The sequence below is a fragment of the Bradyrhizobium sp. USDA 4501 genome (assembly GCF_054062115.1).
Map to the genome: position 1 here is coordinate 7,800,946 of NZ_JBSSEX010000001.1, position 25,469 is coordinate 7,826,414.

The following is a 25,469-nucleotide window of genomic DNA, read 5'->3' on the forward strand; positions in this document are numbered from 1 at the left end:
TTATCCGTTGTGAAGAAGAGGGATGCGCGGGCCTGGCTCCGCGCATCCTGACTTGCGTTGAGGCGCTGCTTTACTTCTTCGGCGGCGCGGGCCACGGCTTCTGCGGGCCGCGCAGGCCTTCGAACGCCTTGCCCATGCCGAGCACGCCGATGTCGTCGAAGCGGCGGCCGATGATCTGGACGCCGATCGGAAAGCCCTTCTTGTCGTAGCCGCCGTTGATCGACAGCGCCGGGTTCTCCGACATATTCCACGGCACGGTAAAGCAGATGTGCTCGAACGGCTTTGCCGGGTCGTTGAGCGGCGCGGCGAACTCGGCCGGGAAGTTCACCACCGGCGATACCGGCGAGACCACGTAGTCGACCTCGCAGAACAATTTCGCGGCGGCCGCGCGGATCGCCATCGTCATGTTGAAGCCGCGCACCACATCGACGCCGGAGAGCTTTGCGCCGGCCTCGGCCCAGTTGAGGATGTAGGGCAGGGTCTTGCCGCGGTCGGCCTGCGACAGTTTCGACAGCTCGTCCCAGGTCCTAGCGCGCCAGAAATTGTCGAGCCCTTCGAGCATCTCGGGCGTCAGGATGCCGTCGATCTCGGTGATGACGGCGCCGGCGGATTCGAACGCCTTCGCAGTCTTCACGACGACCTCGCGAACCTCCTTCTCGACCTTCTGGCCGGAGCCGGCGTCGAGCATCAGCCCGATGCGCAGCTTGCGTGGCGACTTCTCCAGCGCCTTCCAGTTCACCTCGAGCGCCGGCAGGCTCATGCCGTCGCGGCGATCGGGACGCGACAATACGCTCATCATCAGCGCGGCGTCGTCGACGGTGCGGGTCATCGGACCGGCGACGCGGCCGACATAGGGCGGGTCGATCGGCACACGGCCGAGGCTCGGCTTCAATGCGACGAGGCCGCACCAGTTGGCCGGCAGCCGCACCGAGCCGCCGATATCGGTGCCGAGATGCAAGGGACCATAGCCGGCAGCACCTGCCGCGCCAGCGCCGGCGCTCGAGCCGCCGGGGTTCTTGCTGACATCCCAGGGATTGCGGGTCAGGGGATGGAACGAGGACAGGCCCGACGACAGCATGCCGTAGTCCGGCATCGTGGTCTTGGAGAAGATCACGCAGCCGGCCTCGCGCAGCCGCGCGGCGGGCGGTGCATCCTTCTCCGCGGGCGCCAGCTTGACGCTCGCCGCGCCCAGCGGCACCGGCTGCCCCTTGGTCGCGACATTGTCCTTGATGGTGGCGGGAACGCCATCGAGCGTGCCGGCCGGCTCGGCCTGCTGCCAGCGCTCGGTCGAGGTCTTGGCGACCTTCCGCGCCCCTTCCGGGTCGTACAAATACAGCGCCTTGATGTGCGGCTCCCAGGTCGCGACCTGGGAGATGATTTCCTCCAGCACCTCGGACGGCGAGAATTGCTTGGCACGATAGCCGGCGAGCAGGTCGACGGCGGAGAGATCGTGCAGCGACGTGATGGCGTCCCCTTTGGGCTTATGCATGCGCACCTGCCGGCATGCGTTTCTCGATGATGCGGGCGAACATGCTGGCGCCGATCGGCAGGATCTTGTCGTCGAGAACGTAACCGGGATTGTGAACGGGCACGGAGCCGTCATGGCCGACCCAGAAATACGCGCCGGGAATGGCCTGCATCATGTCGGCGAAATCCTCGCTGCCCATCTTGGGTGTCGAGCGGGTGATCACCTTGGCCGGATCGACGACGGTGCGCGCGACTTCCTCGACCACGCGGGACTGCTCTTCCTGGTTCACCAGTACGCTGAAGCCGTCGCGGATCTCGACCGAGATTTCGGCGCCATATGCCGCCGCAAAGCCGGCGGAGATTTCGCGCATGCGCTTGCGGATCAGCTCACGGATCTCGTCGGAGAAGCAGCGCACCGTGCCGCACATCCAGGCTTCGCCGGGAATGACGTTGTACGCCGACCCGGAATGGATCTGCGTGATCGACAGCACCGCAGCCTGCAGCGGATCGACGTTGCGGCTGACGATCGACTGCAACGCCTGTCCGAGCGTCATTGCGATCACGACCGCGTCCTTGGAGCGCTCCGGCATCGCGCCATGCGCGCCGTAGCCCTGGATCCTGATGTCGAAGAAGTCGGCTGCGGCCATTGCCGGGCCCGGCAGGATCGCGATCTCGCCATGGTTGAGGTCGGGCGCGTTGTGCAGGCCATAGACCTCGTCGCAGGGGAACTGCTTGAACAGGCCGTCCTTGATCATGGCGCGCGCGCCGCCGAGGCCTTCCTCGGCCGGCTGGAAGATGAAATGCACGGTGCCGTCGAAATTGCGGGTCTCGGCGAGATAGCGCGCCGAGCCGAGCAGCATCGTGGTGTGGCCGTCATGGCCGCAGCCATGGAAGCGTCCGGGAATGGTCGAGCGCCACTTCAGATTGGTGTTCTCCTCCATCGGCAGCGCGTCCATGTCGGCGCGCAGGCCGATCTTCTTGGTGCTGTTGCCCTTGCCCTTGAGCACACCGACCACGCCGGTGCCGCCGAGGCCGCGATGCACCTCGATGCCCCAGCTCGTCAGCTTGTCGGCGACGATGCCCGAGGTGCGGATCTCCTCGAAGCCGATCTCGGGATGCGCATGCAGATCCCGTCTGATGGCGGTGAGTTCGTCGGCAAAACTGTCGATGCGCTCAATGGTCGGCATGGCTCTCTATCCGTTTGTGCGTGATGGGGAGGTGGGTGTGAAAGTAGGGCCGTTCGGCTTGATACGAATGCCGGGACGCAAATGTTTCCATGGCAGCGTGGCGGTATCGGCGGGCATCGCGCCGGGAGCGGCGCAAATCAAGAGCTTCTCGGCGATCGGCTCGAAATCGGCACGGAAGTGTACCGAGCTCTTGTTGACCAAAATCTTCTGTGCCGTCGGCTCGATGCCGACATAGCGGTACATCGCCTGGTCGGCAAGCTGGGCCTTGTAGGAGCCGACCACGACGCGGACGTCGCCGACCCGCAGGCAGGCCGAGGGGCCCATGTCCATGTCGCGGCCGCCGAAATAGGGACCGGGAGCCACGAATTTGCCATCCGAGAGCTGTTCGACGACAAAAGTCTCCCGGTATGGCGCGTCGCCGGGAATGCCGGACTTGCCGCCGAGCTCGAGCGTGACTGATGCCCCGACACCGGCGCTGTGCGCGGCCTTCGCGGATTGCGGGTCGTAGATCACGCCGGTTGCGGCACTCGCCTTGTTGCGCACCAGCGCGCGCAGCATGCCGGTGGTGTCGGAATCGCCGCCGGCGCCGGGATTGTCCTGGGTGTCGGCGATGATGATCGGCCGGCTCGCCGATTTCGCCAGTTCCATCGCCAGCCGCACGCCTTCGTCGGGCGAATAGATCCGGCCGTCGAAATCGTCCTCATGGCTCTCGACCAGGGCGACGACCTTGTCGGCGGCGGCATCCGCATCGGCCTGGGTCCGGCCGTACGCGAATACGCTCGGCCCGCAATCCCTGAAATCGGCGGCCGGGAAACCCGGCGCAAACGACAGCGTCGGCACCGCGTCGCTCTCGAGGGCGGCGAGCTTCTGATAGATGCCCTTGGTCGGCTGGTCGTTGGTGCATTGCCAGCTGATCGGGATCAGGAACGGCAGTTGCCGGAACGCCTTTGCGAAGCGCTGCCTGGACTTGAGCATCAGCGCCAGATGCCGGGCGCAGGCGCGGCCGGTTTCGGCCATATCGACATGCGGATAGGTGCGGTAGGCAATCAGCGCATCGGCATGCTCGATCATCTTTGGCGAGACATTCGCATGCAGATCGAGGCTCGCCACCAGCGGCAGGTCGTTGCCGATCGCCTTGCGCACGCGGGCCAGCGTTTCGCCTTCGCCGTCGTCATAATGCTCGGTGACCATGGCGCCGTGCAGGTCGAGATAGACGGCATCGATCGGTCCGGCCGCGGCGATGCCGTCGACCATTTCCGTCACGATCCGCTCGAACGCATCCTTGCTGACATGCGCCGACGGGCTCGCCGCGGCGAAGATCGTCGGCACCAGCTCCCAGCCATTGGCTTCCGCCGCCTCGACAAAGCCGGCGAGGCCGACATTGATCTTGCGCATGACCTTGAGCACGTCGGCGCCATGCGTCATCGACGGCCAGCCGCCGCCATGCACGAAATCGTCATAGGTTGCCTTCGTCGGTGCGAAGGTATTGGTCTCGTGCAGGAAGCCGCCAACGGCAATGCGGGTCATCAAGTCGGTCTCGATACGTTTCTTCGATCATGATGCGATCATAACGACGCGCGTCATGATCTCATCTCGTTGGTTGGAGCGTGATCTCCGGGGAAGACCGGTGTCCACCTTCAGGGCCACGCTCTAGCGCGCGACGTTAAGCGTGTCGTCGCGCCCAGCGCAAGCCGGGGAGCACCAGCGGATTTGCATGCCCTGTGGGCGGAAAGGCTTGAGGCTAAAGACCTAGGCCGTCGCCACAATGCCTTCCGAAACGGGGCGGAAGTTGGCGAAGTCCCAGCCGCGACCGGGCGCCGCATCGAGCAGCGCGCGGGTATAGGCCTGCTGCGGATTGGTCAGCACCTCGGCGGCCGGTCCCTGTTCCACGACGCGGCCATGCTGCATCACGGCGACGTCGTCGCAGATTTGTGCGGCGACGCGCAAATCATGCGTGATGAACAGCAGCGCGATGCCCAGCCGCCGCTGGATTTCGTCGAGCAGATCCAGCACCTGCGCCTGCACCGAGACGTCGAGCGCGGACACCGCCTCATCCGCGACGAGCACGTCGGGATCGAGCGCCAGCGCGCGCGCGATCGCGATGCGCTGGCGCTGGCCGCCGGAGAACTGGTGCGGATAGCGCGAGATCGCGTCGGGCGGCAGATGGACGAGCTCGAGCAGCTCGCGCGCCCGCGCCAGCGCGTCCTTGCGCGGCATGCCGTAATTGACCGGGCCTTCCGCGATGCTCTCGCCGACGGTGACGCGCGGATTGAGCGAGCGGTAGGGATCCTGGAAGATGATCTGGATCTTCTGGCGATGCGGCTGCAACAGCCGGCGCGACAGGTCGGAGATCTCGCGGCCGGCGAGGCGCACCCCGCCCGAGGTCGGATCGATCAGGCGGACGATGCAGCGCGCGACCGTCGACTTGCCGGAACCGCTTTCGCCGACGATGCCGAGCGTGCGGCCCTTGCGCAGAGTGAGCGTGACGTTGCTGGCGGCGGCGACCTCGCGGGCTTTGCCGTACAGCGACCGCTCCCGGTAGACCTTGCTGAGCTCGTTGGCTTCCAGCACCACGGGCTCGGTCGTCTCCGGGCGCGGCGCGCGCGGCACCAGGCTCGGCACCGAGGACAAGAGGTTGCGGGTGTACTCCATCTTCGGATTGCGCAGCACGTCCTGCAGCGGGCCGGTTTCGACCAGGTGGCCGTGCCGCATCACCGCGACGCGGTCGGCGATCTCGGCCACCACGCCCATGTCGTGGGTGATAAACAGAACCGCGGTGCCGTGATCGCGTTGCAGGTCGCGGATCAAGGTGAGGATCTGCTTCTGGGTGGTGACGTCGAGCGCGGTGGTCGGCTCGTCCGCGATCAGGAGCTTCGGCTCCAGCACCAGCGCCATCGCGATCATGATGCGCTGGCGCTGACCGCCCGAGAGGCGGTGCGGGTAGGAGGAGAAGATGCGCTCCACGTCCGGCAGCCGCACATGCTCCATCATCGCCAAAATCTTCTGGCGCCGCGCGCGGGCGTCGAGATCGGTATGGGCACGCAGCACCTCGTCGATCTGGCGGCCGACCGGCACGACCGGATTGAGCGCGGTCATCGGCTCCTGGAAGATCATCGCCATCCGCGTGGCGCGGAGTTGCCGCAGCCGCCGGTCGCTGGCGGTGAGCAGTTCCTCGCCGACCAGTTTGATGCTGCCGCCAGACGGCACCAGCGTGCCCTTCTGCTGCAGGCCCATCACGGTGAGCGATGTCACCGACTTGCCCGAGCCGCTTTCGCCGACCAGGCACAGCGTCTTGCTTTCACGTACCTGCAGCGAGAGGTCGTCGATGATGCGATGCGCATCCGCCTTGCGGCCGAGGCCGACGACGAGATTGCTGATGTCGAGGACGACGTTGGTCATGTCAGGGTCTCTTGGCGCTGTGAAGGAATTTACCCACTGTCATTCCGGGATGGTGCGCCAGCACCAGACCCGGAATCTCGAGATTCCGGGTTCGATGCTTCGCATCGCCCCGGAATGACGGCTTCAGAAGAGCTGAAGCCGTCACTTGCCCTCACGCTGCTTCATGCGGGGATCGAGCGCGTCGCGGGCGGCGTCGCCGATCAGGTTGACGCTGAGAATGGCGATCGAGAGCAGCAGCCCCGGCCAGAAGATCAGCGACGGTTTGACCTGGAAATAGGCGCGGCCCTCGGCCATGATGTTGCCCCAGGTCGGCGTTTCCGGCGAGATGCCGGCGCCGAGGAACGACAGGATCGCCTCGGTCAGGATCGCGGACGCGCAGACATAGGTGCCTTGCACGATCAGCGGCGCGATCGTGTTCGGCATCAAATGCCGCCACATGATCTTCGGCAGGCTGGTGCCGAGCGAGATCGCGGCCTCGACATAAGGTTCCTCGCGTGCGGTCAGCACCACCGAGCGCACCAGCCGCGCCACGCGCGGGATCTCGGGGATGGTGATCGCGACCATCACGGTCCAGATGCTGGCGCCCGACAGCGACACCACGGCGATCGCGAGCAGGATGGCGGGGATCGCCATCAAGCCGTCCATCACGCGCATCAGCACCGCATCGACCCAGCGGAAGAAGCCGGCGACGAGGCCGATCAGAAGGCCGATGGCGATCGAGCAGACGGCGGCGCCGAGCCCGATCACCAGCGAGATCCGTGCGCCGTAGATGATGCGCGACAACAGGTCGCGGCCATAAGCGTCGGTGCCGAGCAGATATTGCGCGCTCGACGGCTTCAGCCGCTGCGACGGCGTCAGCAGCAGAGGATCGTGCGGCGCAAGCAGCGGCGCGAAGATCGCCATAAGGATGATGAGGGCGAGGCTGATCGTCGCAACCGCGATGATCGGCGTCGACGTCAGGAAGCCGAACTTGACGCGGAACGGCCGGGTGACGGGAAGCGAGGATTCGGGAAGGGTTTCGATCGCCATTGCTCAGTACCGGATACGAGGATCGAGCAGGGTGTAGGCGAGGTCGATCAACAGATTGACCGCGACGTAGATACCCGACGTCAACAGGATCATCGCCTGGATCACCGGATAGTCGCGCGCCAGCACCGCATCGACGGTGAGGCGGCCGATGCCGGGCAGATTGAACACGCTCTCGGTGACGACGACGCCGGAGATCAGCAGCGCGAAGCCGGAACCGATCACCGTGATGACCGGCACGGCGGCGTTGCGCAGCGCATGGCGCAGCAGCACGCCGGTCTCGCCGATGCCCTTGGCCCGCGCCGTGCGCACGTAATCCTCGCCGAGCACATCGAGCATCGAGGCCCGCGTCATGCGTGCGATCAGCGCGACATAGATGAAGGAGAGTGTGCAGGTCGGCAGGATGAGGCGCTGGAAGAACGGACCGAAGCCGGCCGAGATGCTCTTGAAGCCCTGTACCGGAACCCAGCGCAGATCAATCGCAAAGATCTGGATCAGCACATAGCCGATGACGAACACCGGCACCGAGAAGCCGAGCACGGAAAGCCCCATCACGAAGCGGTCGATCCAGGTGCCGTGCTTCCACGCCGCGATCACGCCGAGGGGCACCGCCACCAGGATCGACAGGATGATGGTGGCCAGCGCGACCGAGATCGAGGGCTCGAGGCGCGGGACGATCATTTCGAGGATCGGCTTGTTCGAGATCAGGGAGACGCCGAGGTCGCCGTGCAGCAACTTGGCGATCCAGGTGTAGAACTGGATGTAGATCGGCTCGTTCAGACCAAGCGAGGTCCGAATGCGTTCGAGCTGTTCGGGCGTCGCGTTGTCGCCGGCGAGGATGGCGGCCGGGTCGCCCGGCGTCAGCCGCAGCAACAGGAACACGAACAGAGCCACCACGCCCATCACGGGAATGGCGGCGAGGATGCGGCGAAGCAGATATCCGAGCAAATTTGATCCGTTGGGTTGTGGTCGATGAAGTCCCCAGCGGGACCGTTGCACACCGGACCGTAGCACAGATGGTAGCAGACTCACGGTAGAACTTGAGCAAGTCCCATGCCATCGGTGCTGCGGATTTTGCGGTGCAGCTAATCAGTCCTGTTGGCCGCGATTATTCCTCCGGTGAAGTTCGAAGCAGTCCACTGGAAGGTGGATTGATTTCAGCTTTGCGGGCGTTGGCAGGCACGTCGAGCCCGGCACCGAACGTCGGCGCCATCGGCGGCGTGTCGAGGTCGCGCCAATCGTCGATCGCCTGGGCCACCATCTGCGCCGTCGCCGCCGACAGTGTCCAGCCGAGATGACCGTGGCCCGTATTGTAGAACACGCCCGGAATCCGTCCGGCGCGAACCACCGGCATCATGTTCGGCATCATCGGGCGCAAGCCCGCCCATGGCACGACTTTCGACGTGTCGATCTCTGGGAAATGATGCCGCACCCAGTCCACCAGCGGTTGAATGCGATCGGCGCGAATGTCGCGGTTGAAGCCGTTGAACTCGGCGGTGCCGGCGACGCGGAAGCGGTCGGCGCCGAGCCGGCTGGTGACGATCTTCGCAGCCTCATCGAGCAGGCTGACGGTTGGAGCATTCCGGCTTTGCGGCGCATCGAGCTGCACCGTGATCGAATAGCCCTTCACCGGATAGACATTGACGCGGTCGTTGAGCAGGCTGGCGAAGTGGCGGCTCGCCACGCCGGCGCAAATCACGATCCCGTCCGCCTGTAGCTGCTGTCGCGTCGCGACCGCAGCATCATGTGAAGCAGCTTCGTTCCAGCCGATGCGGAAGCCGTCATCGCCGTGTGCGATCGTGTCGACGTCGGCTTCATGGACGAAGCTCGCGCCACGGCGGATGCAGGCGTCGGCAAGCCCACGCGTGAATTTGTGAATATCGCCGGTCGCGTCCGACGGCGTGAAGAAGCCGCCATAGCAGGTTGTCTGCAGCGCGGGTTCGATGACGCGGATCTCGTCCGGGGTCACCGGCCGGCGGTCGAGCCCGCCTTGCTGCAGCAGCGTGTTGACCTTGAGGCCGGCTTCGAAGCCGGCCCTGTCGTGATAGACGTGCAGGATGCCGCGGCGTTCGAGATCGAAGGCGATGTTTTCGCGCTCTGCGATCGAGAACAGATGCTTGCGCGCTTCGATGGCGAGCTTCGTGGTCTCGATGGTGTTGCCGCGATAGCGCGTGATGTGGCCTACGAACTCGCCGATCCAGGAATATTTGTGCCAGCTCGGCTTCGGGTTCATCAGCAGCGGCGCGTCGCTTCTCAACATCCAGCGCAGCCCCTTCAGAATGGTCGCGGCGCTGTTCCATACCTCGGCATTGCTGGCGGAGAGTTGTCCGCCATTGGCGAACGAGGTTTCCATCGCGGCGTAGCGATGCCTGTCGAGGACAGTCACCTTGTAGCCGCGTTCAAGCAGGGCATAGGCCGTCGTTACGCCGGTGATGCCGGCGCCGATGATCGCGATGTGTGGCATGATAGTCGTCAGGCTCCCGTGGGTTAGAGTCGCCGAACCACCGGTGAAACCGGCATCGGCGCCCCATATGTCACGGTACCTGAGAGCTTGATCCGCATCGGGCTGTGGCCAGAAGCGAACTATCCCCTTCGGTGGACGTCATGGCCCTTGATGTGCGGCCATGTTCGTCTCTCTCCAGATCGTCCTGACGATACAGTCCTTTTGCCTGAGAGTTTCCGGGGCGGTTGCTCCGTCGGCGCCGAAGCCAACAACACGATTGTTGTCGCTTCGATCTCTCCCGCATCGTCGCGTTGAACGGCCGGACCGTAGGCGAAGCCTCAAAAATGGACAAGGCTAAATTTCGATCCGGCAGTGCCAACGTGTTGTGCAGTGCAAATCGATGTCAGTCCAGCGTCGCCAGCAGTGCCGCCATCAGGCGGCCGCGTTCGGCGAGGCTGTCGACCTCGATGTGCTCGTTGAGCGTATGTGCATCGGCGCCGCGAACGCCGAGGCCGTCGAGCGTGGGGATGCCCATCGCGCCGGTGAAGTTGCCGTCCGAGCCGCCGCCGGCGCTGCCGTGCGGCAGATCGAGACCCATCGCTGCAGCAAGGCCTTTTGCCTTTTCATAGAGCGCCATGGTGCCCGCATCGGGCTCCCACACCGGGCGGGTGACGCCGCGCGTCACCTTGAAGGTCACGTCGTTGGCGGTGCCCGACAGTGCCAGCATGCGCTCGACGCCACGGTCGAGATCGGCCTGGCGCTTGGCCATGCTGAGCGCTTCGCCGGTGCAGGTCGTCGCGACGCAATTGACCCACTGGCCGCCATGCACGATGCCGACCGAGAAGGTGCAGTCCTCGGTGGTCATGCCGTCGATGGCGATGATCTGCCGCGCCATCTCGCGGATCGCGGAGCGGCCGGAAGACAGCGTTGCGCCGGCATGGCTGGGCTTGCCGGTGGCTTCCAGGTTGAAGCGCGCGATCGCATAGCGGCCGGTGACGACGCCGTTGTTCGGACGGCCGGGCTCCGGCACCAGCACATATTTGTTGCGCGCGGCTTCCGCCTCGATGATGTCGCGCGTCGACGGCGTGCCCACCTCTTCGTCGGGGGTGAACAGCACGGTGATCGGCAGCGGGGTCGTGAAGGAGGCGCGCGCCAATTGCCTGATCGCCTCGATCGACAGGTAGTTGCCGCCCTTCATGTCGAAGATGCCCGGCCCGAAGCACTTGTTGCCTTCGCGCCGCCACTTCAGCTTCTCGATGGTGCCGACGGGGTGAACGGTGTCCAGATGGCCGGCGATCAGGATGCCGGGCTGGCCTTGTTTCGGATGGGGAAAACGGGCGCGGACGCAGCCCGCGAAGCCCTGGCGTCCGGCGATGCGCTCGATCGTCGCACCCATGATCGCCATCTCGCGGGCGGCGAGATCGAGCATGCGTTCGACCGCGGCGGCGTCCCAGGTCGGGCTTTCGCATTCCACCCAGCTGCGCAGGCCCTGCAGCATCGTTTCGGAATCAAAGGGGAGATTGGCGGGGTTCATCGTTGTTCTCTCTTGTTGTTCTGACGGCGCCGGCATCGCGCGCGCGTTACGAAAATCTCAGCCGACGATTTTGTAAAGCCAAAATCTGGCGCGCGGCCTCATTCGTTTGTGTACGTCCGATGCGACCTGAAACCGATTGACGCGCTTGGCGCTTGGTGCAAGTCTCGATTTCACAAGCCATACAGCATGTTAGTTCGCCTAAATAACGAACCACATGCATAACGAATAAGCCGGCTTTGACCAGTTACACGTCAGGAGAGATTGCATGTTCCCTATCTCGCGTTGGAAACACCGCACGCTAGCGGCCGCGTTGACGGCGCTCGCGCTGTCGTTCGCGCCGCAGGAATTGTCATTCGCGCCGCAGGCGATGGCCGCGGGCAAGACCATCACCGCGGTGATGCACTCGGATCTGCGCGTCATCGATCCGATCATGACCACGGCCTACATCACCCGCGATCATGGCTACATGATCTATGACACGCTGCTGGCGACGGATTCCAATTTCAAGATCCAGCCGCAGATGGCGGACTGGAAGGTTTCCGACGACAAGCTGACCTACACGTTCACGCTGCGCGACGGTCTGAAGTGGCACGACGGCGCGCCGGTCACCGCGGAAGACTGCGTCGCCTCGCTGCAGCGTTGGGGCAAGGTCGACGGCATGGGCCAGAAGCTGATGGACTTCGTCGCGAGCCTGGAGGCGACCGACGCCAAGACCATCACGCTGAAGCTGAAGGAACCCTACGGCCTCGTGCTGGAATCGATCGGCAAGCCGTCATCGCGCGTGCCGTTCATGATGCCGAAGCGTCTGGCCGAGACGCCGCCGGACAAGCCGATCCCGGAACAGATCGGCTCCGGACCGTTCAAATTCGTGCAGGCGGAATTCCAGCCGGGCGTGAAGGCGGTCTATGAGAAGAACAAGGACTACGTGCCGCGCAAGGAGCCTGCGAGCTGGACCGCGGGCGGCAAGGTGGTCAAGGTCGACCGTGTCGAGTGGGTCACGATGGCCGATGCGCAGACCGCGGTGAACGCGTTGCAATCCGGCGACATCGATTTCATGGAGAACCTTCCGTTCGACATGCTGCCGGTGCTCGAAGCCAATCCGGATCTCAAGATCGACGTCCTGAACAAGTTCGGCTTCCAGACCCTCGGACGCATGAACTTCCTCTATCCGCCGTTCGACAATCCGAAGGTGCGCCGGGCTGCGTTCCTGGCGATGAACCAGAAGGACGTGCTCGACGCGCTGGTCGGCAACGCCAAGTACCAGAGGATCTGCGGCGCCTTCTTCGTCTGCGGCACGCCGCTCGAGACCGACGTCGGGGCCGAAACGCTGGTGAAGGGCAACGGCCTGGCGGAAGCCAAGAAGGCGCTTGCCGCATCCGGCTATGACGGCACCCCCGTGGTGATCATGGCGCCGGGCGACGTCACGACGTTGAAAGCCCAACCGGTCGTGGCTGCGCAGCAGTTGCGCGAGGCCGGCTTCAAGGTCGACCTGCAGGCCACCGACTGGCAGACCGTGGTGACCCGCCGCGCCAGCCAGAAGCCGCCGAAGGAAGGCGGCTGGAACATGTTCTTCACCAACTGGGTCGCGGCCGACGTCTCCGATCCGATCGTCAACGCGTCGATCACCGGTCGCGGCAAGAATGGCGGCTGGTTCGGCTGGGCCGAAGACCCGAAGATCGAGGAGCTGCGTGACAAGTTCGCGCGCGCCGGCTCGGCTGAGGAAAAGAAGAAGATCGCCGCGGAAATCCAGACCGAGGCCTACGATCAGGTGATCTACGTTCCGCTCGGCCAGTACACCATTCCGAGCGCATGGCGGAAGTCGCTGACCGGTGTGCTCGACGGCCCGGCGACGCCGATCTTCTGGAATATCGACAAGTCCGAGTAAGCTTGCGGCTTGACGCAAAAACAAATGGCCGGGACTTGTCCCGGCCATTTTCTTTTCGCGCTGTCGCGTGTCAGGTGTGGCTGTCGCGGAGCTGCTCCAATCCGTCGCTGAGCGGTGGTCCGCCTTGTGGTGCGTGCTGCGGCGGGGAGGGGCGCTCCTTGCGCTGATCGGGTTGGTTGGTTGCGCGCTGCGCGGATGGATCGTCGTTCGGCATCGTCATGCTCCAATTGCGGCATGACAACGAATACGCAGTGCACGGGTTCCGAACCGGCGACCGCTAATCGCCGTGATCTGGTCTCATGCTGCTCGGGCTCGACAGGCTCGTGAGCTGCGTCGGTCCGGTGTCGGTTCCGCTCATCCAGACCGCCGCTCCAGCGGCAAACGCGAGCAGTCCGTACACCATGATCGCGCCGCGGATCCATCGCCGGTAGATCGCGCGGTCGTCGGGCGCAGCGTCGCGGAATTTCTGTGCATCGAGCCCGTTGCTGCAATGAGCCGCATCGTCGCCATGCTGGAGAGTAAAGGCACCATGATCGCGCGCCGTTTCGCTGGCAATCCGATTGCCCTTCGCAATCCGATTGCAGTTTGCAATCTCCATCGCCGCCTCCGACCAAAATTGATTTCGAAATGCAACAGCCGCGAAAATGCGCGGCCGGAATTTCCAATGCGGGCAAGACTACGACAGACAGCGACCGCGGTGTGTGAACTGCGCCACAGCCGGAAAACACGACGCTGGCCCGCTCGGGTGCGCGTGGCATGCGAAGGTTGGTGCGGGCGGTGGGACTCGAACCCACACGACGTTGCCATCGAGGGATTTTAAGTCCCTTGCGTCTACCAGTTCCGCCACGTCCGCGTTGCGCCAGGCGCGCCGATTTCTAGCGCGTTTGGGCGCGGAGTGGAATTGTCATTATCCGGTGCTAACAGGTGAGCTTTCAAAGGCTTAAGCGGCGGCCCGCAATTCCATTTGCCTCGGCGGCCGGGCATTGGGATAAGCAGCGCGCCGCCGCGATTGAGCCTCAATCCGGACACCGGTGGCTGCTTTAGGCAATCTCAACACTGTCCCGGTTAAGAAAGCTGAATGTCCGTTCGTTTCCCACGCCGCCTGAAGCTGTCGCGCGCGGCGGCCGTCATTGCGCTGCTCGCCTCGGCCGCGGGCGTTTCCGGCTGCGCGCAGATCGGCGACACCGTGCCGTCGGCATTCGCCGATCCCGCCAAGTACGAGCTTTATGATTGCAAGCAGCTCGAGAACGAGCGCAGCAATCTCAAGACCCGCGCGGCGGATCAGGAAAAATTGATGGCCAAGGCGGAGACCGGCGTCGGCGGTACTGTCGTCTCCGAGATGGTCTATCGCAACGAGCTGATCTCGATCCACTCCCAGCAGAAGCTGGCGGATGAGGCCTGGCGCAAAGGCAGGTGCCATGAAAGCACGCCGGACACGCCTGCGGCCGCTGCCCCCGCTACCCCCACGCCGGCGGCGAAGGGCCCGCGCGCGCCACGGGGCCTCGTCCACTAAGCCGGCGTTTCCAGACGGGTCGGTCGTGATTGGCCGAGCTCAGGCGCGCCAGTCGTAAATCCAGTCCTGCCGCGCCAGCATCCGCTCCGGACCGATGGCGCGGATCGCCAGATCGCGCGCGATCGCCGCCGGCCCGCGCAAATGATAGATGCGGCCCTGCTGTCGCGCCAGGCGCTGCACTTTCAGCACGCGCCCGCGTCGCACCCGTGCGTAGCGCGTCAACGCGGCGGGAATGCCCGCGGTGTTTTCCCCGGTGCTGTCGCTCAAGGCCTTGGCGAGCACGGCCGCATCCTCGATCGCCATGCCGGCGCCTTGCGCGGCGAACGGCAGCATCGCATGCGCGGCATCGCCGAGCAGCGTCACCGCGCCTTCGCTCCAGCGGCCGATGTCGGGCAGGGTGAACAGCGCCCATTTGCGCCAGCCGTCGACCGCGCCGATCAGCATCCGCGCCGTCGCGGGCCAGCGCGCGGTGGCGAATGCACCCTTGATCTCGTTGATGTCGCCGGGCTCGCTCCAGCCCGGCCGGTTCCAGGTGCCCGATACGATCGCGACCACGTTGATCTGGCGTCCGGCCGAGATGGGATAGGCGACGAGATGCGCGTCCGGTCCCATCCAGAGCTGGACGCGCGGTGCGGTGTATTCACGCGGCAGGGCGGCGGCGTCCAGCGTGCCGCGCCAGGCGATCAGGCCGGAGAATTGCGGCTGTACATCCGGAAACAAATGCCCGCGCACCGACGACCAGATGCCGTCGGCGCCGATCAGCGCAACGGCCAATTCCTCCTGCCGTGAATTGCCGCGGCGTTGCACGATGGTGAGGCCTCGCGCATGCTTGGTCACATCCTCGAACTGGCAGCCGAGCCGCAGATCGATATCGGGATGGTCGCTCGCGGCGGCCTGCAGCGCGGCCTGCAAATCGGCGCGGTGGATCACCCAATAGGGTGCGCCGGCGCGGAACTCGGCGGCCTGGCCAAGCGGCATCCGTGCGATCTCGCCACCGGCCCGCGCGCTCAGGACGTTGACGGATTCAGGCGTGACCGCGCGCCGCGCAAGCGGTTCCTTGAGCCCGAGCTCGACCAGGATGCGGCTGGCATTGGGAGAGAGCTGGATGCCGGCGCCGGCTTCCTCGAGCCGTTCGGCCTTCTCCAGCACGACGACGCGAAAGCCCTGTGCCGCCAGTGTCAGCGACGCCGTCAGTCCTCCGATCCCGGCGCCTGCAACGATGACGGTTCGCGTCAGCGCCACGGAGCGGTCAGGCGACCTTGTCTTTCAGCACGCATTCCGGCGGCCGCGCTTCGCCGGCCGCGAGGTCGGATGCGAAGCGATAAAGCGTCGAGCAGTACGGGCAGATAATCTCGTTGTCATTGCCGAGGTCGAGGAACACGTGCGGATGGTCGAACGGCGGGTTGGCGCCGACGCACATGAACTCCTGCGATCCGATTTCGATCACCGAGACACCGGCATCGTTATGGAAGTGCGGGACGACGTGGTCGGACATATTCTCACCTTGATGGCAACGATGGGCAGACGCAATCAACAGCATGCGGCATCGCGAAATGCCGCGCACCATACTGGCGGGAACAGTTGATTCCTAGAGCCCCGATGGCTCATTTGCTCATGCAAATTCGACACAATCTTGTCGTCCCAGAGAAGCCCTCCTTTGGTCGGAGCCGTTGTGTCGCAAAAACGGCACACTATCTCCAAGGCGAATAAAACTAGAGGTTTTATCGGGATGAATCGGGTGCGCGTCAGCTTGGCGATGGTCGGCGTGGCAGCAAGTGCTGCCGTGGGCGCGGCTATTTGGCCGCACGCCCGTGATGCCGGCACCGTGCTGGCGGCGCGGGACGATCCCGCTGCGCTCGCCGACATCAGGCTCAATTCCGTGCTGCGCAACAACCCGGCGTTGATCTCCGACAATATCGAGGCGGCGCTGGCCTCCGGTGATGCCGACCTTGCGGCCAGCTTTGTCGAACTCGCCGGCGAGAAGAACATCGCACTTGGTGATGATCTCACAAAGCGCGTCGATGACGGGCGCGTCGAGCAATCATCCACCATTCATTTCGCCAAAGGCTTCGCCACCGGCCTGGTGACCGGCAATGCCGACGATGTCGCAAGCCTGTCCGGCACGGTCGCCGGCGACCTGTTCGTATTCGGCGATGTCAGGGATGTCGTGCGCGAGGGCAAGCACCTCGTGATGGGCGAGGACACCGACCAGCTGGTGCTCGGCCTCGCGGCCGCCGGGCTCGCGGTGACCGCGGCCACCTATGTGTCGGTCGGCAGCGCCGGGCCGTTGCGCGCCGGGCTGACGCTGGTCAAGGATACGCGCAAGGCCGGACGGCTGAGCGAGGGGATGATCGAATGGGCTGGACGCTCGACCCGCGAGGTGGTCGATCAGCCGGCGCTGCGCGAGGCGGTCGTATCCGGCTCGGTGCTGCGGCCGGTGGAAACCGCAACCGCGATCCGCGCGGCCTTCCGCGCCGAGAAGGCCGGCGCGCTGGTGCGCGTCGCCAAGGACGTCGGGCGCATCGGCGAGGCGGCCGGGGTTCGCGCTGCGCGGGATACGCTGAAGGTCGCCGAGAACCCGAAGGAGATCGCGCGGGCGGCGCGGATAGCCGAGGTCAAGGGCGGCCAGACCCGCGCGATCCTGAAGCTGCTCGGCCGCGGCGCGCTGCTGCTGGCGGCCGGCGCATTCAATCTCACCATGTGGCTGTTCGGCGCGCTGCTGGCGCTGTTCGGCTTCCTGTCGTCGATCAAGGCCACCACCGAACGGGCCACCGCCTGGTGGCTCAGACGAAGCAAGGCGCTGCGCCTGAGGCGGCAGATGGCCGCTCAGGCCAGCTTGGCGAGTATGCCCGCCCAGGGTTAGGCTTGCGGTCGCCTGTCGATCGCCAATCGCAAATCCCAAGAACAAACGGAATGGATGATGCCGAGTTTCCATCACGGCGATGTTGAAATTGCCTTTATCGACGAAGGCGCGGGCGAACCGATCGTGCTGGTGCACGGCTTTGCCTCGAGCAAGAACGTCAACTGGATCTACCCGACCTGGGTGTCCGATCTCGTCAAGGCCGGCCGTCGGGTGATCGCGCTCGATAATCGTGGCCACGGCGAATCCGCCAAGCTCTACGATGCCGCGCAGTACGAGATCGCGACCATGGCCGGCGACGTGATTGCGCTGATGGACCATCTCGGAATCGCGCGCGCCGACATCATGGGCTATTCGCTGGGCTCGCGGATGACCGCGATCCTGGCGCGAGAGAATTCCGATCGGGTGCGCTCGGCGATCCTTGGCGGGATCGGCATCGGACTGATCGAGGGCGGCGGCCCCGGCGAGGCGGTCGCGCTGGCGCTGGAGGCGCCGTCGCTCGACGATGTCACCGACCCGGTCGGCCGTACCTTCCGCGCCTTTGCCGATCAGACCCGCTCCGACCGCCGCGCGCTCGCCGCCTGCCTGCGCGGCTCGCGCCGCCTGATGACGCGCGAGGAGGCGGCCGGCATCCGCGTGCCGGTTCTGATCGCGGTCGGCAGCAAGGACGAGATTGCGGGCTCGGCGTCAGCGCTCGGCCGGATCATTCCGGGTTCGGAGGTGCTCGACATTCCGAACCGCGATCACATGCGGGCGGTCGGCGACAAGGTCTACAAGACCGGGGTCATCGACTTCCTGTCGCGGCGAAAATAGATCGTCGGCTTCATCCCTGGCGAAGGCGCGCGCGGCCGCGATCAGCACCACGAAGGTCGCGACCCACACCATGCGCGCGCCGTAGCGGTCGTGCGGTCCCGAGATCACGCCGCAGACAAAGGCATTGCCGAGCAGGGCGAGCGTGACCGTGCCCGCCAGCAACGTCAGATCGTCGAGCCGCCGCTGCCACAGTCCGCGGCCGAACAGGGTGACGACCAGGAGCATCGAGCCCAGCGCGACCGGCACGTGGATGCGGTTGATCGCGGTGAAGTCGAGGTGCCAGCGTTGCTGCCGCGCCGCGCGCATCGGCCGGACCTGTTTGGGAATGTAACGCTCGATGATGCCGTAGGTATGCGGGATCCAGCCATTGGTGCCTTCACCGGTCGCGACATGCATGAGCTGGTCGGCGGTTGCCGTCAGCGCCGCCTTTGCCTGCCATTCCGGATATTCGGCCAGCGAGCGCAGCACGATGGTGCCCATCTCGTCATTCAGTCCCTTGAAGCGGCCGAGCGTGTTGAACATGCTGTGGCCCCACAGGAAGTCGTCCGCGGTCGGCGGCAACTCGTTGCGATAGGGGCAGAGCTTCAGCTTCTCCGTCGCGCAATGATCGTGCAGGTATTGCGCGACGATGCCATCCTGCAGCATGCGGCCGAAGGCGACGCCATAGCCGCCGGGCGTCCAGGCCAGCTGTCCGGACAGCGCAAAGTTCGCCGCCAGCAGCATCGCCGCGCCGGCGACGGTGGTCAGGCTGCCTTGCACGAGGCCCGCGAATGGGATGCGCTGCCCGAGCCATGGACGCAGCATCCAGCCGACGCAGCACAGGCCGAGCAGCACCGCCAGCGTCGCGCTGTGCGTGGCGGCCGAAAACGCGATGAACCCGAACAGCACCGCCTTCTCCAGCGTCGAGATCCGTTCGCCGTGCAGGATGAGGATGAAGAGCGCGAGCACCGAAAGGCCGGCGAAGATGTCGGTCAGCAGCATGCTGGCCAGCCAGGGCAAAGCGGTGGTTGCGATCAGCGCGAGGCTGATCGCAATCAGCCGGACCGGCCGGGCGAGGCCGAGCACGCGCAGCGTCAGCTGCAGGATCCACAGCGTCGCCAGGGTCTGGATGCCGAGGTTGAGCCAGAAATCCGATGTCTCGCCGACATGGAGGTAGATGCCGAATACCGTGGACCGGCTCGGCACCAGGTAGCCCTCATACCAGCGCGCCAGATAGCCGCCGGTATCCCATTGAAGCAGCGGATAGCCGTTCCAGAAGGCAGGGGCGAGCAGCAGGAGGGGGATGGCAATGGTCGCGATCCAGACCGACCGCGCGTCGGTCAGGCGGGCACCTAAACTCCGGGTATTGATGATGTTTCCCCCTTTTATTGGGGCCGACCATGCCCAAAACCACACGGGGGACGAAATCCGCCAATAGTTGCAGAAGCACGGCTTGATTTCGGCAAAATCCCGACCAATTCCCCTAGACGCCGGCCCGGGGTGTTCGGCTGGGGTTTACCGTACTGAGCCATCCCGGGACGCGCTGGGTCCATCGTGCTATAACGCACATCAGAACAACCGAATTGCGAGAGCAGCTATGGCAGTTCATCAGGTCAATCCGCAGGGAGGCAAGCTTGCGGCGCTCGATCCGATCTGGGATCGAATCCGCGGCGAGGCGGAGGACATCCTGCGGCGCGAGCCGGAACTCGCATCCTTCATCTATGCGACCGTGCTGCATCATGAGCGGCTGGAAGATTCGGTGGTCCATCGCATTGCCGAGCGGCTCGATCACGCCGCGCTGTCGGGCGATTTGATCCGCCAGACCTATGGCGAGGCACTGCGCGATGAGCCCGATATCGGCAACGCGTTCCGCGCCGATCTCGTCGCCGTCTATGACCGCGATCCGGCGACCTCGCGCTTCATCGATCCCTTGCTCTACTTCAAGGGCTTTCACGCGCTGCAGACCCACCGTCTCGCGCACTGGCTCTATCAGAAGGGCCGCAAGGATTTTGCCTTCTACCTGCAGAGCCGCTCCTCGGCCGTGTTCCAGACCGACATCAACCCGGCCGCCAGGATCGGCCGCGGCATCTTCCTCGATCATGCCACCGGTTTCGTCTGCGGCGAGACGGCGGTCATCGAGGACGATGTCTCGATCCTGCATGGCGTCACGCTCGGCGGTACCGGCAAGGAGAACGAGGATCGCCATCCGAAGATCCGCCACGGCGTGCTGATCGGCGCCGGCGCCAAGATCCTCGGCAATATCGAGATCGGTCATTGCGCGCGCATCGCGGCCGGCTCGGTCGTGGTCAAGCCGGTGCCGCACAACGTCACGGTCGCGGGCGTGCCGGCGAAAATCGTCGGCGAGGCCGGCTGTGCCGAGCCGTCGCGCACCATGGACCAGATGCTCGGCGCGATCGGGCTTTGATTTCACTCGCTTTCTGATCGCGGCGCGTTCCTGACCGAAGTGGGCGCCGGTTCGCGTGAAGAAAACGCCACAAAGCACAAAACGAGAGTCGTGTGCGCAACATCACGTCGCCAAAGCCTGAAAAGGCTCTGGCGATCTTTGCCGTCTCGTCCTAAAACTCCCCCGAAAATCATCGACCCGATTGGAGACGGCCGTGGACGTTCAGGAAGTCAGGAAGCTCGACGCGTATCTCAAACGCGTGTTCAGCAATCCCAAGATCCGCGTGGTGCCGCGGCCCAAGAAGGACGACTCGGCCGAGGTCTATATCGGCGAGGAGTTCATCGGCGTGCTGTTCGTCGACGACGAGGACGATGATCGCTCGTTCCAGTTCCAGATGGCGATCCTGGAAGAGGATCTGGCCGAGTAAGGCGGAACAGCCTCGCCTTCACACGTCGTTACGACGAACTCGCGACAAAATTGCAGAGCGATCTTGCGCTGGAGCGACCATCCTTCGCGGACACGTCGCTCCGCTTGCAATGACAGTGTCATCCCTTCGCGCTGTGCATCTGCGCGGAGAGACGGTTCATCGCGGTGGCGATGTCGCGCCACTGCGCGAGCCAGCTGCGCGGAAAGCGAAAGATCAGGTCGGCGCCGTCGATGCGCCGCTCACTCAGGCACATGCCGGGCGTCGAGGTGTCGCGCGTGCAGCGCGCGGTCAGCTGCGGCTCGCTCGCGGTGAACAGGTCCTCGCCGCCATAGGGCGTGCCGTCGCGGAACGCGCGCGCCGTCAGGCCGTCATCCATGTTTGCGCGCTCGTCGAGATAGCGCGGATAGATCGTGCGCAGGCGCATGTCCGGCGCGAGTGAATCGTGGTGCGCCGCGATCGATACGAAGATCCTGTCGATCGGCTGCACCTTGTCATCGACCGTATCGGCGCTGTAGTGCTTCGGCGCGGCGGGCGCGTCCAGCGACGGATAGAGGAAGCTCAAATCGACGCGCTCCTGCGGCCCGGAGTGGCGCTGGATCTTCATGCGCACCGCCATCGTCGGCACGTTGAACAGCGTGCCGCCGACGCTCACCGGCAGCCGCGACGGATCGCTCGGCGGGATGGTCGTGTAGGTCGGCCACAGCAGATAGGCGACAAGCGCGACCGCGCCCGCCGCGATCACCGCCGAGGCGATGATCGGAACGAGATGCGCGCGCGGGTTGCGGCGGGTGTCGCGGGCGAGATGTTGGGCGGTCGAGAGAAGCGTCATGAGCGAGGCTGAGATCAGGTCGGGAGTGGCCGAATCATCTGCCGAATATGCCACGTGGCGGGGAATTTCCGTACGATTCCAATGGAATCCGGGACCGAATGGCCATGCGCAAACGCCGCGCCTGATGTGTCCGGTTAACCTTTCCTTAAGGACGATGTGGCGGCAGGCTGCCAATTCTGCGAAGCAGAGCGGGTGGCCTGTTGCGTAGCGGAAGTTCCGATGTCGCCCGATACCTTGAATTCCCTGTTCTCGCTCTTGATCGGTTTCGCGCTCGCGGGCGCGCTGGCCAACGGTTACCAGGCGATGGCGGAGCGCCCGGCCGGTTTCGGTCTGCTGCAGGAGGGCGCGGCGCCGAAGACCTTCGCCGCGGTCCCGTTCCTCGTCTTCGCCGCACCGTTCATCATCATGCGCAACACGCTGCGCGGGGCGCGCATCGAGCGCCGCCGCTTCGAATTCGTGATGATGGCAACCGTCATCTCCGGCTTCTGGAGCCTGATGTCGGGCACCTTCTTCGTGATGACGCTGCGCGCTGCGGGCGTGCTGGCCTGATCCGATCATGATCCGCAGCCGATCACGGTCGCGCTTGCTTGAAACCATGTCGGCCGTCGTGCCAAGGTCTCCTGCGATCAGGGCTTCGGTTCTGATTGAATCAGAAACCGAAGCTCTGGATTTTCGTTTCGACGCGTTTTCTTCACGCGAACCGGTGTCCACTTCGCTCGAAAACGCTCCAGGGAGACCTCAATGGCGATCTACGAACTCGACGGGCAGGCGCCCGATCTTCCCGCCGACGGCAGCTATTTCATCGCCGACAATGCCGTGGTGATCGGCAAGGTCCGCCTCAAGTCCGCCGCGAGCGTCTGGTTCGGCGCCGTGCTGCGCGGCGACAATGAGTGGATCGAGATCGGTGAGGGCTCCAACGTCCAGGACAATTCCACCCTGCACGTCGATCCCGGCTTTCCCCTCAGCATCGGCAACAACGTCACCATCGGCCACAATGCGATCGTGCACGGCTGCACGCTGGAAGACGGCGTGCTGATCGGGATGGGATCGATCGTGATGAACGGCGCGCGGATCCGGCGCGGCAGCGTGGTCGGTGCCGGCTCCGTCATCACCGAGGGCAAGGAGTTTCCGGAAAATTCCCTGATCATCGGTGCGCCCGCGCGTGTGGTGCGTACGCTTGACGCGGCGCAGGCCGAAGCGCTGTCGCGGCCGGCGAAGTCCTACGCCATCAGGGGCCCGCAATACAAAACGGGACTGAAGAAGATCGGCTGAAGCTTCAGCGCTTGCGGCCGCGCTTGCGCGCGGCGTTCGGTGCGGCGGGGCGAGGCTTCGCTGCGCCTTGCGGTCTCGTTGCCTGTTGAAGTCTTGTTGCTTCCTGAAGTCTTGCGCTCTTGCGCAGCGCATCCTTCAGGTCGATCGGAATGCCGTGCTTCTTGAGCAGGTCGGCGAAAGCTTCGTCGGCGAGCTCCTGCAAGGTCGCCATCCGGTCGCGCCCGAGTTGCTTCAGCTTGTCGAAAGTGTCGTCGTCAAACTCGATCAGCTTGCGCAAATTGCATTGCTCCCAAACTGTATTGCTCCAACGCCTGCGGGAACCGGCGTTTTGCGGACTCGTTGACGTCCGCAAGGGAGAATTGCCATGCGCAAATTATCTGTCACCACCGCGCTCGCGACAATCGCGATTGTGCTGACGCCCGCGGTTACCGTCGCCCAAGGTACCGGGAGCGGCGCCGGGACCGGCCAGCCCTTCGTCAGCCAGCCCGACATCGCCGCAAGCCACGTCGCCGCCGGCCGGGACCAACAGCGCCGGGACCGCGCAATCCTCCGGCGGCCCCAATACCGGCAGGGGCGTTACCACCGGATCGGCAACGACGACCGAGAGCGTCGACAAGGCCATCGCCGACGAGAACGAAAAAGTCGAGCGCCGTACGAAAGGCATCTGCCGCGGCTGTTAACTTCTGAAGGCCGTGCTTTGATGAACGCGGGTCGCGCAGATGTGAGCGCGACATAGGCGCGCGGTAGAAGCCGCGGTCCTAGATTGAGCTAGCATACGCAGGACGCGGCGGAGGAGGCTTGAAAACAAAGCCTTTGAAAAGAGGAGTAACGGGTAATGTTGCGTAAAACGATGATTGCCTTGCTGGCGACGGCCTCGGTCGGTCTGTTCACCGTCGATGCTGCGTCGGCACGCGGTGGCTTCGGTGGCGGCGGCTTTCATGGTGGCGGCGGCTTCCGCGGCGGTGGCGGATTTGGCGGCTTCCACGGCGGCGGCGCTGCATTCCGGGCGATGGGCGGAGGCGGTGGCTTCCGGTCGGCTGCGATCGGCGGCGGTTGGGCCGGCCGCGGCTGGCACGGCGGAGGCTGGCGTGGTGGCGGCTGGAACGGCGGTTACTATCGGCGCGGCTGGGGCGGCGGCTGGGGCTATCCGCTCGCGGCGGCAGCGGTCGGCTTCGGGCTGGGCTATGGCGCCTACGATTACTATGACGGCTACTACGGCAATCCATACTACGCCGGCTACGGCTACGGCTATGACGATGGCTACGGCTACGGTTACGGCGGCTGTTACGTCGTTCGCCGCGGCGTGATGACACCGTATGGCTGGCGCGTTCGGCCGGTGCAGGTTTGCAATTGAGCCATTCGCTCGCGCATGGCCGGTCCGTTCGCTCGCCATGCTGATGGTCTTGCAATGATCGGCGCGGCCGGCGTTTCGATGCCCGGCCGCCGCGTTGTCTGTCGCGCACTAGGTGGTGTGGACTCTAAGGATTCCCTTTTAGGCGCAAATCAGATTCAAGGCTGCTTTTGGGGAGGCCGCCTTGGGTGTGATGGACCGCTTGGTATTGAGCGACGCGACATGGGAGCGGATGGCGCCGCTGATCATCGGCCGGCCTGACCAGAAGGGTTCGACCGGACGGGACAACCGGATGTTTGTGGAGGGCGTACTTTGGATCGTGCGCACTGGCTCTCCCTGGCGTGATCTTCCGGAGGTGTTTGGAGACTGGAACAGCGTGTTTCGGCGCTTCAGTCGATGGAGCATCAAGGGGGTCTGGTGGCGCATATTCGAAGCGATGTCCGGTGATCCGGACTTCGAGTATCTGATCGTCGACTCCACCATCGTCCGGGCGCACCAGCACGCCGCTGGGGCGAAAAAAGGGGGTCTGAAGATCAGGCGATCGGTCGCTCGCGCGGTGGCCTGAGCACCAAGATACATATGGCCGTTCGCGGCCTGGGATGTCCCGTACGGTTCAAGCTCACCGCAGGTCAGAAGAGCGACGTACCGCAAGCCGCCGAATTGATCGAGGGATTACCTGCCCAGGTCGTCATGGCGGATACGGCTTATGACGCCGATCACTTGCGCCAGGCGATCGCTGCCAAAGGCGCGCTCGCCGTCATCCCCAACAACCCGTCACGTGCGCTCAAATATCCGCTGGACAAGCACCTCTATGCCCAGCGTCATCTCGTCGAATGCTGCTTCTCAAAACTCAAGCAGTTCCGCCGCGTCGCAACCCGCTTCGAAAAGACCGCCCGAAATTACCTGGCCGTCGTTACTCTCGCAGCCATCGTCTTATGGATGCGATAAATGTCCACACCACCTAGTGTGCTGAATGCGAAGTTCGTGCGATTTCGCGGCAGCCACTTTCACGAACTTCGCATTCATAAAGCACACTAGAATCATCAGTTTGCTAGTGTCCTTATCGAATCCGAAGTTCGC

24 protein-coding genes, 1 tRNA gene, 1 pseudogene and 2 riboswitches are annotated in these 25,469 nt (G+C 64.7%); of the genes and pseudogenes, 11 read left to right on the plus strand and 15 right to left on the minus strand.

Annotation, left to right across the window (positions count from 1 at the left end; all coding sequences use genetic code 11):
* Nucleotides 1-70 precede the first annotated feature (70 nt).
* The 8 genes from ACVWZM_RS36075 to ACVWZM_RS36110 all read right to left on the minus strand — a co-directional run bounded on the left by ACVWZM_RS36075 (nucleotide 71) and on the right by ACVWZM_RS36110 (nucleotide 11,056).
* Nucleotides 71-1,489, minus strand: a complete 1,419-nt coding sequence (locus tag ACVWZM_RS36075; protein ID WP_456855771.1) for an amidase — start codon at nucleotides 1,487-1,489, stop codon at nucleotides 71-73.
* Nucleotides 1,482-2,654 carry a M20 aminoacylase family protein gene (locus ACVWZM_RS36080; RefSeq protein WP_456855772.1) on the minus strand — a complete coding sequence of 391 codons (1,173 nt, stop codon included), beginning with the start codon at nucleotides 2,652-2,654 and terminating at the stop codon, nucleotides 1,482-1,484. The genes ACVWZM_RS36075 and ACVWZM_RS36080 overlap by 8 nt, the downstream gene beginning before the upstream one ends.
* A 6-nt stretch (nucleotides 2,655-2,660) precedes the next feature.
* On the minus strand, nucleotides 2,661-4,181 hold the full coding sequence (locus ACVWZM_RS36085; protein WP_456855773.1) for a M81 family metallopeptidase: 1,521 nt from the start codon (nucleotides 4,179-4,181) through the stop codon (nucleotides 2,661-2,663).
* 222 nt (nucleotides 4,182-4,403) lie between these two features.
* Nucleotides 4,404-6,053 carry an ABC transporter ATP-binding protein gene (locus ACVWZM_RS36090; protein ID WP_456855774.1) on the minus strand — a complete coding sequence of 550 codons (1,650 nt, stop codon included), beginning with the start codon at nucleotides 6,051-6,053 and terminating at the stop codon, nucleotides 4,404-4,406.
* Nucleotides 6,054-6,194: 141 nt separating this feature from the next.
* The gene (locus ACVWZM_RS36095) at nucleotides 6,195-7,082 is read right to left on the minus strand and encodes an ABC transporter permease (protein ID WP_057019082.1); all 888 of its coding nucleotides are present in this window, start codon (nucleotides 7,080-7,082) and stop codon (nucleotides 6,195-6,197) included.
* A 3-nt stretch (nucleotides 7,083-7,085) separates the two neighbouring features.
* Nucleotides 7,086-8,027, minus strand: a complete 942-nt coding sequence (locus ACVWZM_RS36100; protein ID WP_028336105.1) for an ABC transporter permease — start codon at nucleotides 8,025-8,027, stop codon at nucleotides 7,086-7,088.
* A gap of 160 nt (nucleotides 8,028-8,187) precedes the next feature.
* A complete protein-coding gene (locus tag ACVWZM_RS36105; RefSeq protein ID WP_456855775.1) occupies nucleotides 8,188-9,543 on the minus strand; it encodes a D-amino acid dehydrogenase in 1,356 nt (451 codons plus the stop codon).
* Between the two features lie 68 nt (nucleotides 9,544-9,611).
* A riboswitch (glycine riboswitch) is annotated at nucleotides 9,612-9,720 on the minus strand.
* A 6-nt stretch (nucleotides 9,721-9,726) separates the two neighbouring features.
* Nucleotides 9,727-9,833: riboswitch (glycine riboswitch) on the minus strand.
* Between the two features lie 92 nt (nucleotides 9,834-9,925).
* A complete protein-coding gene (locus ACVWZM_RS36110; protein ID WP_026192961.1) occupies nucleotides 9,926-11,056 on the minus strand; it encodes a M20/M25/M40 family metallo-hydrolase in 1,131 nt (376 codons plus the stop codon).
* A gap of 265 nt (nucleotides 11,057-11,321) precedes the next feature.
* On the opposite strand from ACVWZM_RS36110, the gene ACVWZM_RS36115 reads away from it, so the two are divergent.
* Entirely contained in the window at nucleotides 11,322-12,941 is a 1,620-nt protein-coding gene (locus ACVWZM_RS36115) for an ABC transporter substrate-binding protein (RefSeq protein WP_057019080.1), read from the plus strand.
* A gap of 277 nt (nucleotides 12,942-13,218) precedes the next feature.
* Here ACVWZM_RS36115 and ACVWZM_RS36120 read toward each other — a convergent pair whose 3' ends face one another.
* Complete coding sequence (locus ACVWZM_RS36120; protein WP_141341167.1) at nucleotides 13,219-13,539, minus strand: hypothetical protein; 321 nt, start codon at nucleotides 13,537-13,539, stop codon at nucleotides 13,219-13,221.
* Between the two features lie 168 nt (nucleotides 13,540-13,707).
* Nucleotides 13,708-13,794 (minus strand) — tRNA-Leu (locus ACVWZM_RS36125).
* A 225-nt stretch (nucleotides 13,795-14,019) separates the two neighbouring features.
* Between ACVWZM_RS36125 and ACVWZM_RS36130 the strand changes: the two genes are divergently transcribed.
* A complete protein-coding gene (locus tag ACVWZM_RS36130; RefSeq protein ID WP_283070599.1) occupies nucleotides 14,020-14,454 on the plus strand; it encodes a twin-arginine translocation pathway signal in 435 nt (144 codons plus the stop codon).
* Nucleotides 14,455-14,493: 39 nt separating this feature from the next.
* Here ACVWZM_RS36130 and ACVWZM_RS36135 read toward each other — a convergent pair whose 3' ends face one another.
* Together ACVWZM_RS36135 and ACVWZM_RS36140 are read right to left on the minus strand one after the other, a co-directional pair.
* Nucleotides 14,494-15,696: an FAD-dependent monooxygenase gene (locus ACVWZM_RS36135; protein WP_141341165.1), complete on the minus strand. Its 1,203-nt coding sequence runs from the start codon at nucleotides 15,694-15,696 to the stop codon at nucleotides 14,494-14,496.
* Nucleotides 15,697-15,703: 7 nt separating this feature from the next.
* Nucleotides 15,704-15,949 (minus strand): zinc-finger domain-containing protein, encoded by a 246-nt coding sequence (locus ACVWZM_RS36140; protein WP_018272338.1) that lies wholly within the window; start codon nucleotides 15,947-15,949, stop codon nucleotides 15,704-15,706.
* Between the two features lie 234 nt (nucleotides 15,950-16,183).
* Between ACVWZM_RS36140 and ACVWZM_RS36145 the strand changes: the two genes are divergently transcribed.
* Together ACVWZM_RS36145 and ACVWZM_RS36150 are read left to right on the plus strand one after the other, a co-directional pair.
* The gene (locus ACVWZM_RS36145) at nucleotides 16,184-17,317 is read left to right on the plus strand and encodes a hypothetical protein (protein ID WP_456855776.1); all 1,134 of its coding nucleotides are present in this window, start codon (nucleotides 16,184-16,186) and stop codon (nucleotides 17,315-17,317) included.
* 57 nt (nucleotides 17,318-17,374) lie between these two features.
* Nucleotides 17,375-18,127: an alpha/beta fold hydrolase gene (locus ACVWZM_RS36150; RefSeq protein WP_141341163.1), complete on the plus strand. Its 753-nt coding sequence runs from the start codon at nucleotides 17,375-17,377 to the stop codon at nucleotides 18,125-18,127.
* Between the two features lie 3 nt (nucleotides 18,128-18,130).
* Here ACVWZM_RS36150 and ACVWZM_RS36155 read toward each other — a convergent pair.
* Nucleotides 18,131-19,522, minus strand: a pseudogene (locus tag ACVWZM_RS36155) (hypothetical protein); the annotation flags it as partial.
* 181 nt (nucleotides 19,523-19,703) lie between these two features.
* On the opposite strand from ACVWZM_RS36155, the gene cysE reads away from it, so the two are divergent.
* On the plus strand, nucleotides 19,704-20,531 hold the full coding sequence (gene cysE, locus ACVWZM_RS36160) for a serine O-acetyltransferase (protein ID WP_076830155.1): 828 nt from the start codon (nucleotides 19,704-19,706) through the stop codon (nucleotides 20,529-20,531).
* A 193-nt stretch (nucleotides 20,532-20,724) separates the two neighbouring features.
* Complete coding sequence (locus tag ACVWZM_RS36165) at nucleotides 20,725-20,937, plus strand: DUF3126 family protein (protein WP_021077729.1); 213 nt, start codon at nucleotides 20,725-20,727, stop codon at nucleotides 20,935-20,937.
* Between the two features lie 118 nt (nucleotides 20,938-21,055).
* Here ACVWZM_RS36165 and ACVWZM_RS36170 read toward each other — a convergent pair whose 3' ends face one another.
* Nucleotides 21,056-21,766 (minus strand): hypothetical protein, encoded by a 711-nt coding sequence (locus ACVWZM_RS36170; RefSeq protein ID WP_076830248.1) that lies wholly within the window; start codon nucleotides 21,764-21,766, stop codon nucleotides 21,056-21,058.
* Nucleotides 21,767-21,985: 219 nt separating this feature from the next.
* Here ACVWZM_RS36170 and ACVWZM_RS36175 point away from each other — a divergent pair, with 219 nt between their 5' ends.
* Nucleotides 21,986-22,315: a DUF6949 family protein gene (locus ACVWZM_RS36175; protein ID WP_028336117.1), complete on the plus strand. Its 330-nt coding sequence runs from the start codon at nucleotides 21,986-21,988 to the stop codon at nucleotides 22,313-22,315.
* Nucleotides 22,316-22,507: 192 nt separating this feature from the next.
* A complete protein-coding gene (locus tag ACVWZM_RS36180) occupies nucleotides 22,508-23,038 on the plus strand; it encodes a gamma carbonic anhydrase family protein (RefSeq protein ID WP_028342934.1) in 531 nt (176 codons plus the stop codon).
* A gap of 4 nt (nucleotides 23,039-23,042) precedes the next feature.
* On the opposite strand, the gene ACVWZM_RS36185 is transcribed toward ACVWZM_RS36180, so the two are convergent.
* Nucleotides 23,043-23,315: a hypothetical protein gene (locus tag ACVWZM_RS36185; protein ID WP_057019071.1), complete on the minus strand. Its 273-nt coding sequence runs from the start codon at nucleotides 23,313-23,315 to the stop codon at nucleotides 23,043-23,045.
* Nucleotides 23,316-23,402: 87 nt separating this feature from the next.
* Here ACVWZM_RS36185 and ACVWZM_RS36190 point away from each other — a divergent pair, with 87 nt between their 5' ends.
* The 3 genes from ACVWZM_RS36190 (at nucleotide 23,403) to ACVWZM_RS36200 (ending at nucleotide 25,337) form a co-directional block, all read left to right on the plus strand.
* Nucleotides 23,403-23,774 carry a hypothetical protein gene (locus ACVWZM_RS36190; RefSeq protein WP_456855777.1) on the plus strand — a complete coding sequence of 124 codons (372 nt, stop codon included), beginning with the start codon at nucleotides 23,403-23,405 and terminating at the stop codon, nucleotides 23,772-23,774.
* Between the two features lie 99 nt (nucleotides 23,775-23,873).
* The gene (locus ACVWZM_RS36195) at nucleotides 23,874-24,392 is read left to right on the plus strand and encodes a hypothetical protein (protein WP_456855778.1); all 519 of its coding nucleotides are present in this window, start codon (nucleotides 23,874-23,876) and stop codon (nucleotides 24,390-24,392) included.
* A 181-nt stretch (nucleotides 24,393-24,573) separates the two neighbouring features.
* A protein-coding gene (locus ACVWZM_RS36200; protein WP_139481326.1) for an IS5 family transposase occupies nucleotides 24,574-25,337 on the plus strand; the annotation gives its coding sequence in 2 pieces (ribosomal slippage) (nucleotides 24,574-24,909 and nucleotides 24,912-25,337; 762 coding nt in all).
* Nucleotides 25,338-25,469: the final 132 nt, after the last annotated feature.

What these genes read in the sequence shown, in the direction of transcription:
- ACVWZM_RS36075 (WP_456855771.1), bottom strand. Translation starts at nt 1,489, where the DNA reads ATGCATAAGCCCAAAGGGGACGCCATCACGTCGCTGCACGATCTCTCC.
- ACVWZM_RS36080 (WP_456855772.1), bottom strand. Translation starts at nt 2,654, where the DNA reads ATGCCGACCATTGAGCGCATCGACAGTTTTGCCGACGAACTCACCGCC.
- ACVWZM_RS36085 (WP_456855773.1), bottom strand. Translation starts at nt 4,181, where the DNA reads ATGACCCGCATTGCCGTTGGCGGCTTCCTGCACGAGACCAATACCTTC.
- ACVWZM_RS36090 (WP_456855774.1), bottom strand. Translation starts at nt 6,053, where the DNA reads ATGACCAACGTCGTCCTCGACATCAGCAATCTCGTCGTCGGCCTCGGC.
- ACVWZM_RS36095 (WP_057019082.1), bottom strand. Translation starts at nt 7,082, where the DNA reads ATGGCGATCGAAACCCTTCCCGAATCCTCGCTTCCCGTCACCCGGCCG.
- ACVWZM_RS36105 (WP_456855775.1), bottom strand. Translation starts at nt 9,543, where the DNA reads ATGCCACACATCGCGATCATCGGCGCCGGCATCACCGGCGTAACGACG.
- ACVWZM_RS36110 (WP_026192961.1), bottom strand. Translation starts at nt 11,056, where the DNA reads ATGAACCCCGCCAATCTCCCCTTTGATTCCGAAACGATGCTGCAGGGC.
- ACVWZM_RS36115 (WP_057019080.1), top strand. Translation starts at nt 11,322, where the DNA reads ATGTTCCCTATCTCGCGTTGGAAACACCGCACGCTAGCGGCCGCGTTG.
- ACVWZM_RS36120 (WP_141341167.1), bottom strand. Translation starts at nt 13,539, where the DNA reads ATGGAGATTGCAAACTGCAATCGGATTGCGAAGGGCAATCGGATTGCC.
- ACVWZM_RS36130 (WP_283070599.1), top strand. Translation starts at nt 14,020, where the DNA reads ATGTCCGTTCGTTTCCCACGCCGCCTGAAGCTGTCGCGCGCGGCGGCC.
- ACVWZM_RS36140 (WP_018272338.1), bottom strand. Translation starts at nt 15,949, where the DNA reads ATGTCCGACCACGTCGTCCCGCACTTCCATAACGATGCCGGTGTCTCG.
- ACVWZM_RS36145 (WP_456855776.1), top strand. Translation starts at nt 16,184, where the DNA reads ATGAATCGGGTGCGCGTCAGCTTGGCGATGGTCGGCGTGGCAGCAAGT.
- ACVWZM_RS36150 (WP_141341163.1), top strand. Translation starts at nt 17,375, where the DNA reads ATGCCGAGTTTCCATCACGGCGATGTTGAAATTGCCTTTATCGACGAA.
- cysE (WP_076830155.1), top strand. Translation starts at nt 19,704, where the DNA reads ATGGCAGTTCATCAGGTCAATCCGCAGGGAGGCAAGCTTGCGGCGCTC.
- ACVWZM_RS36170 (WP_076830248.1), bottom strand. Translation starts at nt 21,766, where the DNA reads ATGACGCTTCTCTCGACCGCCCAACATCTCGCCCGCGACACCCGCCGC.
- ACVWZM_RS36175 (WP_028336117.1), top strand. Translation starts at nt 21,986, where the DNA reads ATGTCGCCCGATACCTTGAATTCCCTGTTCTCGCTCTTGATCGGTTTC.
- ACVWZM_RS36180 (WP_028342934.1), top strand. Translation starts at nt 22,508, where the DNA reads ATGGCGATCTACGAACTCGACGGGCAGGCGCCCGATCTTCCCGCCGAC.
- ACVWZM_RS36190 (WP_456855777.1), top strand. Translation starts at nt 23,403, where the DNA reads ATGCGCAAATTATCTGTCACCACCGCGCTCGCGACAATCGCGATTGTG.
- ACVWZM_RS36195 (WP_456855778.1), top strand. Translation starts at nt 23,874, where the DNA reads ATGTTGCGTAAAACGATGATTGCCTTGCTGGCGACGGCCTCGGTCGGT.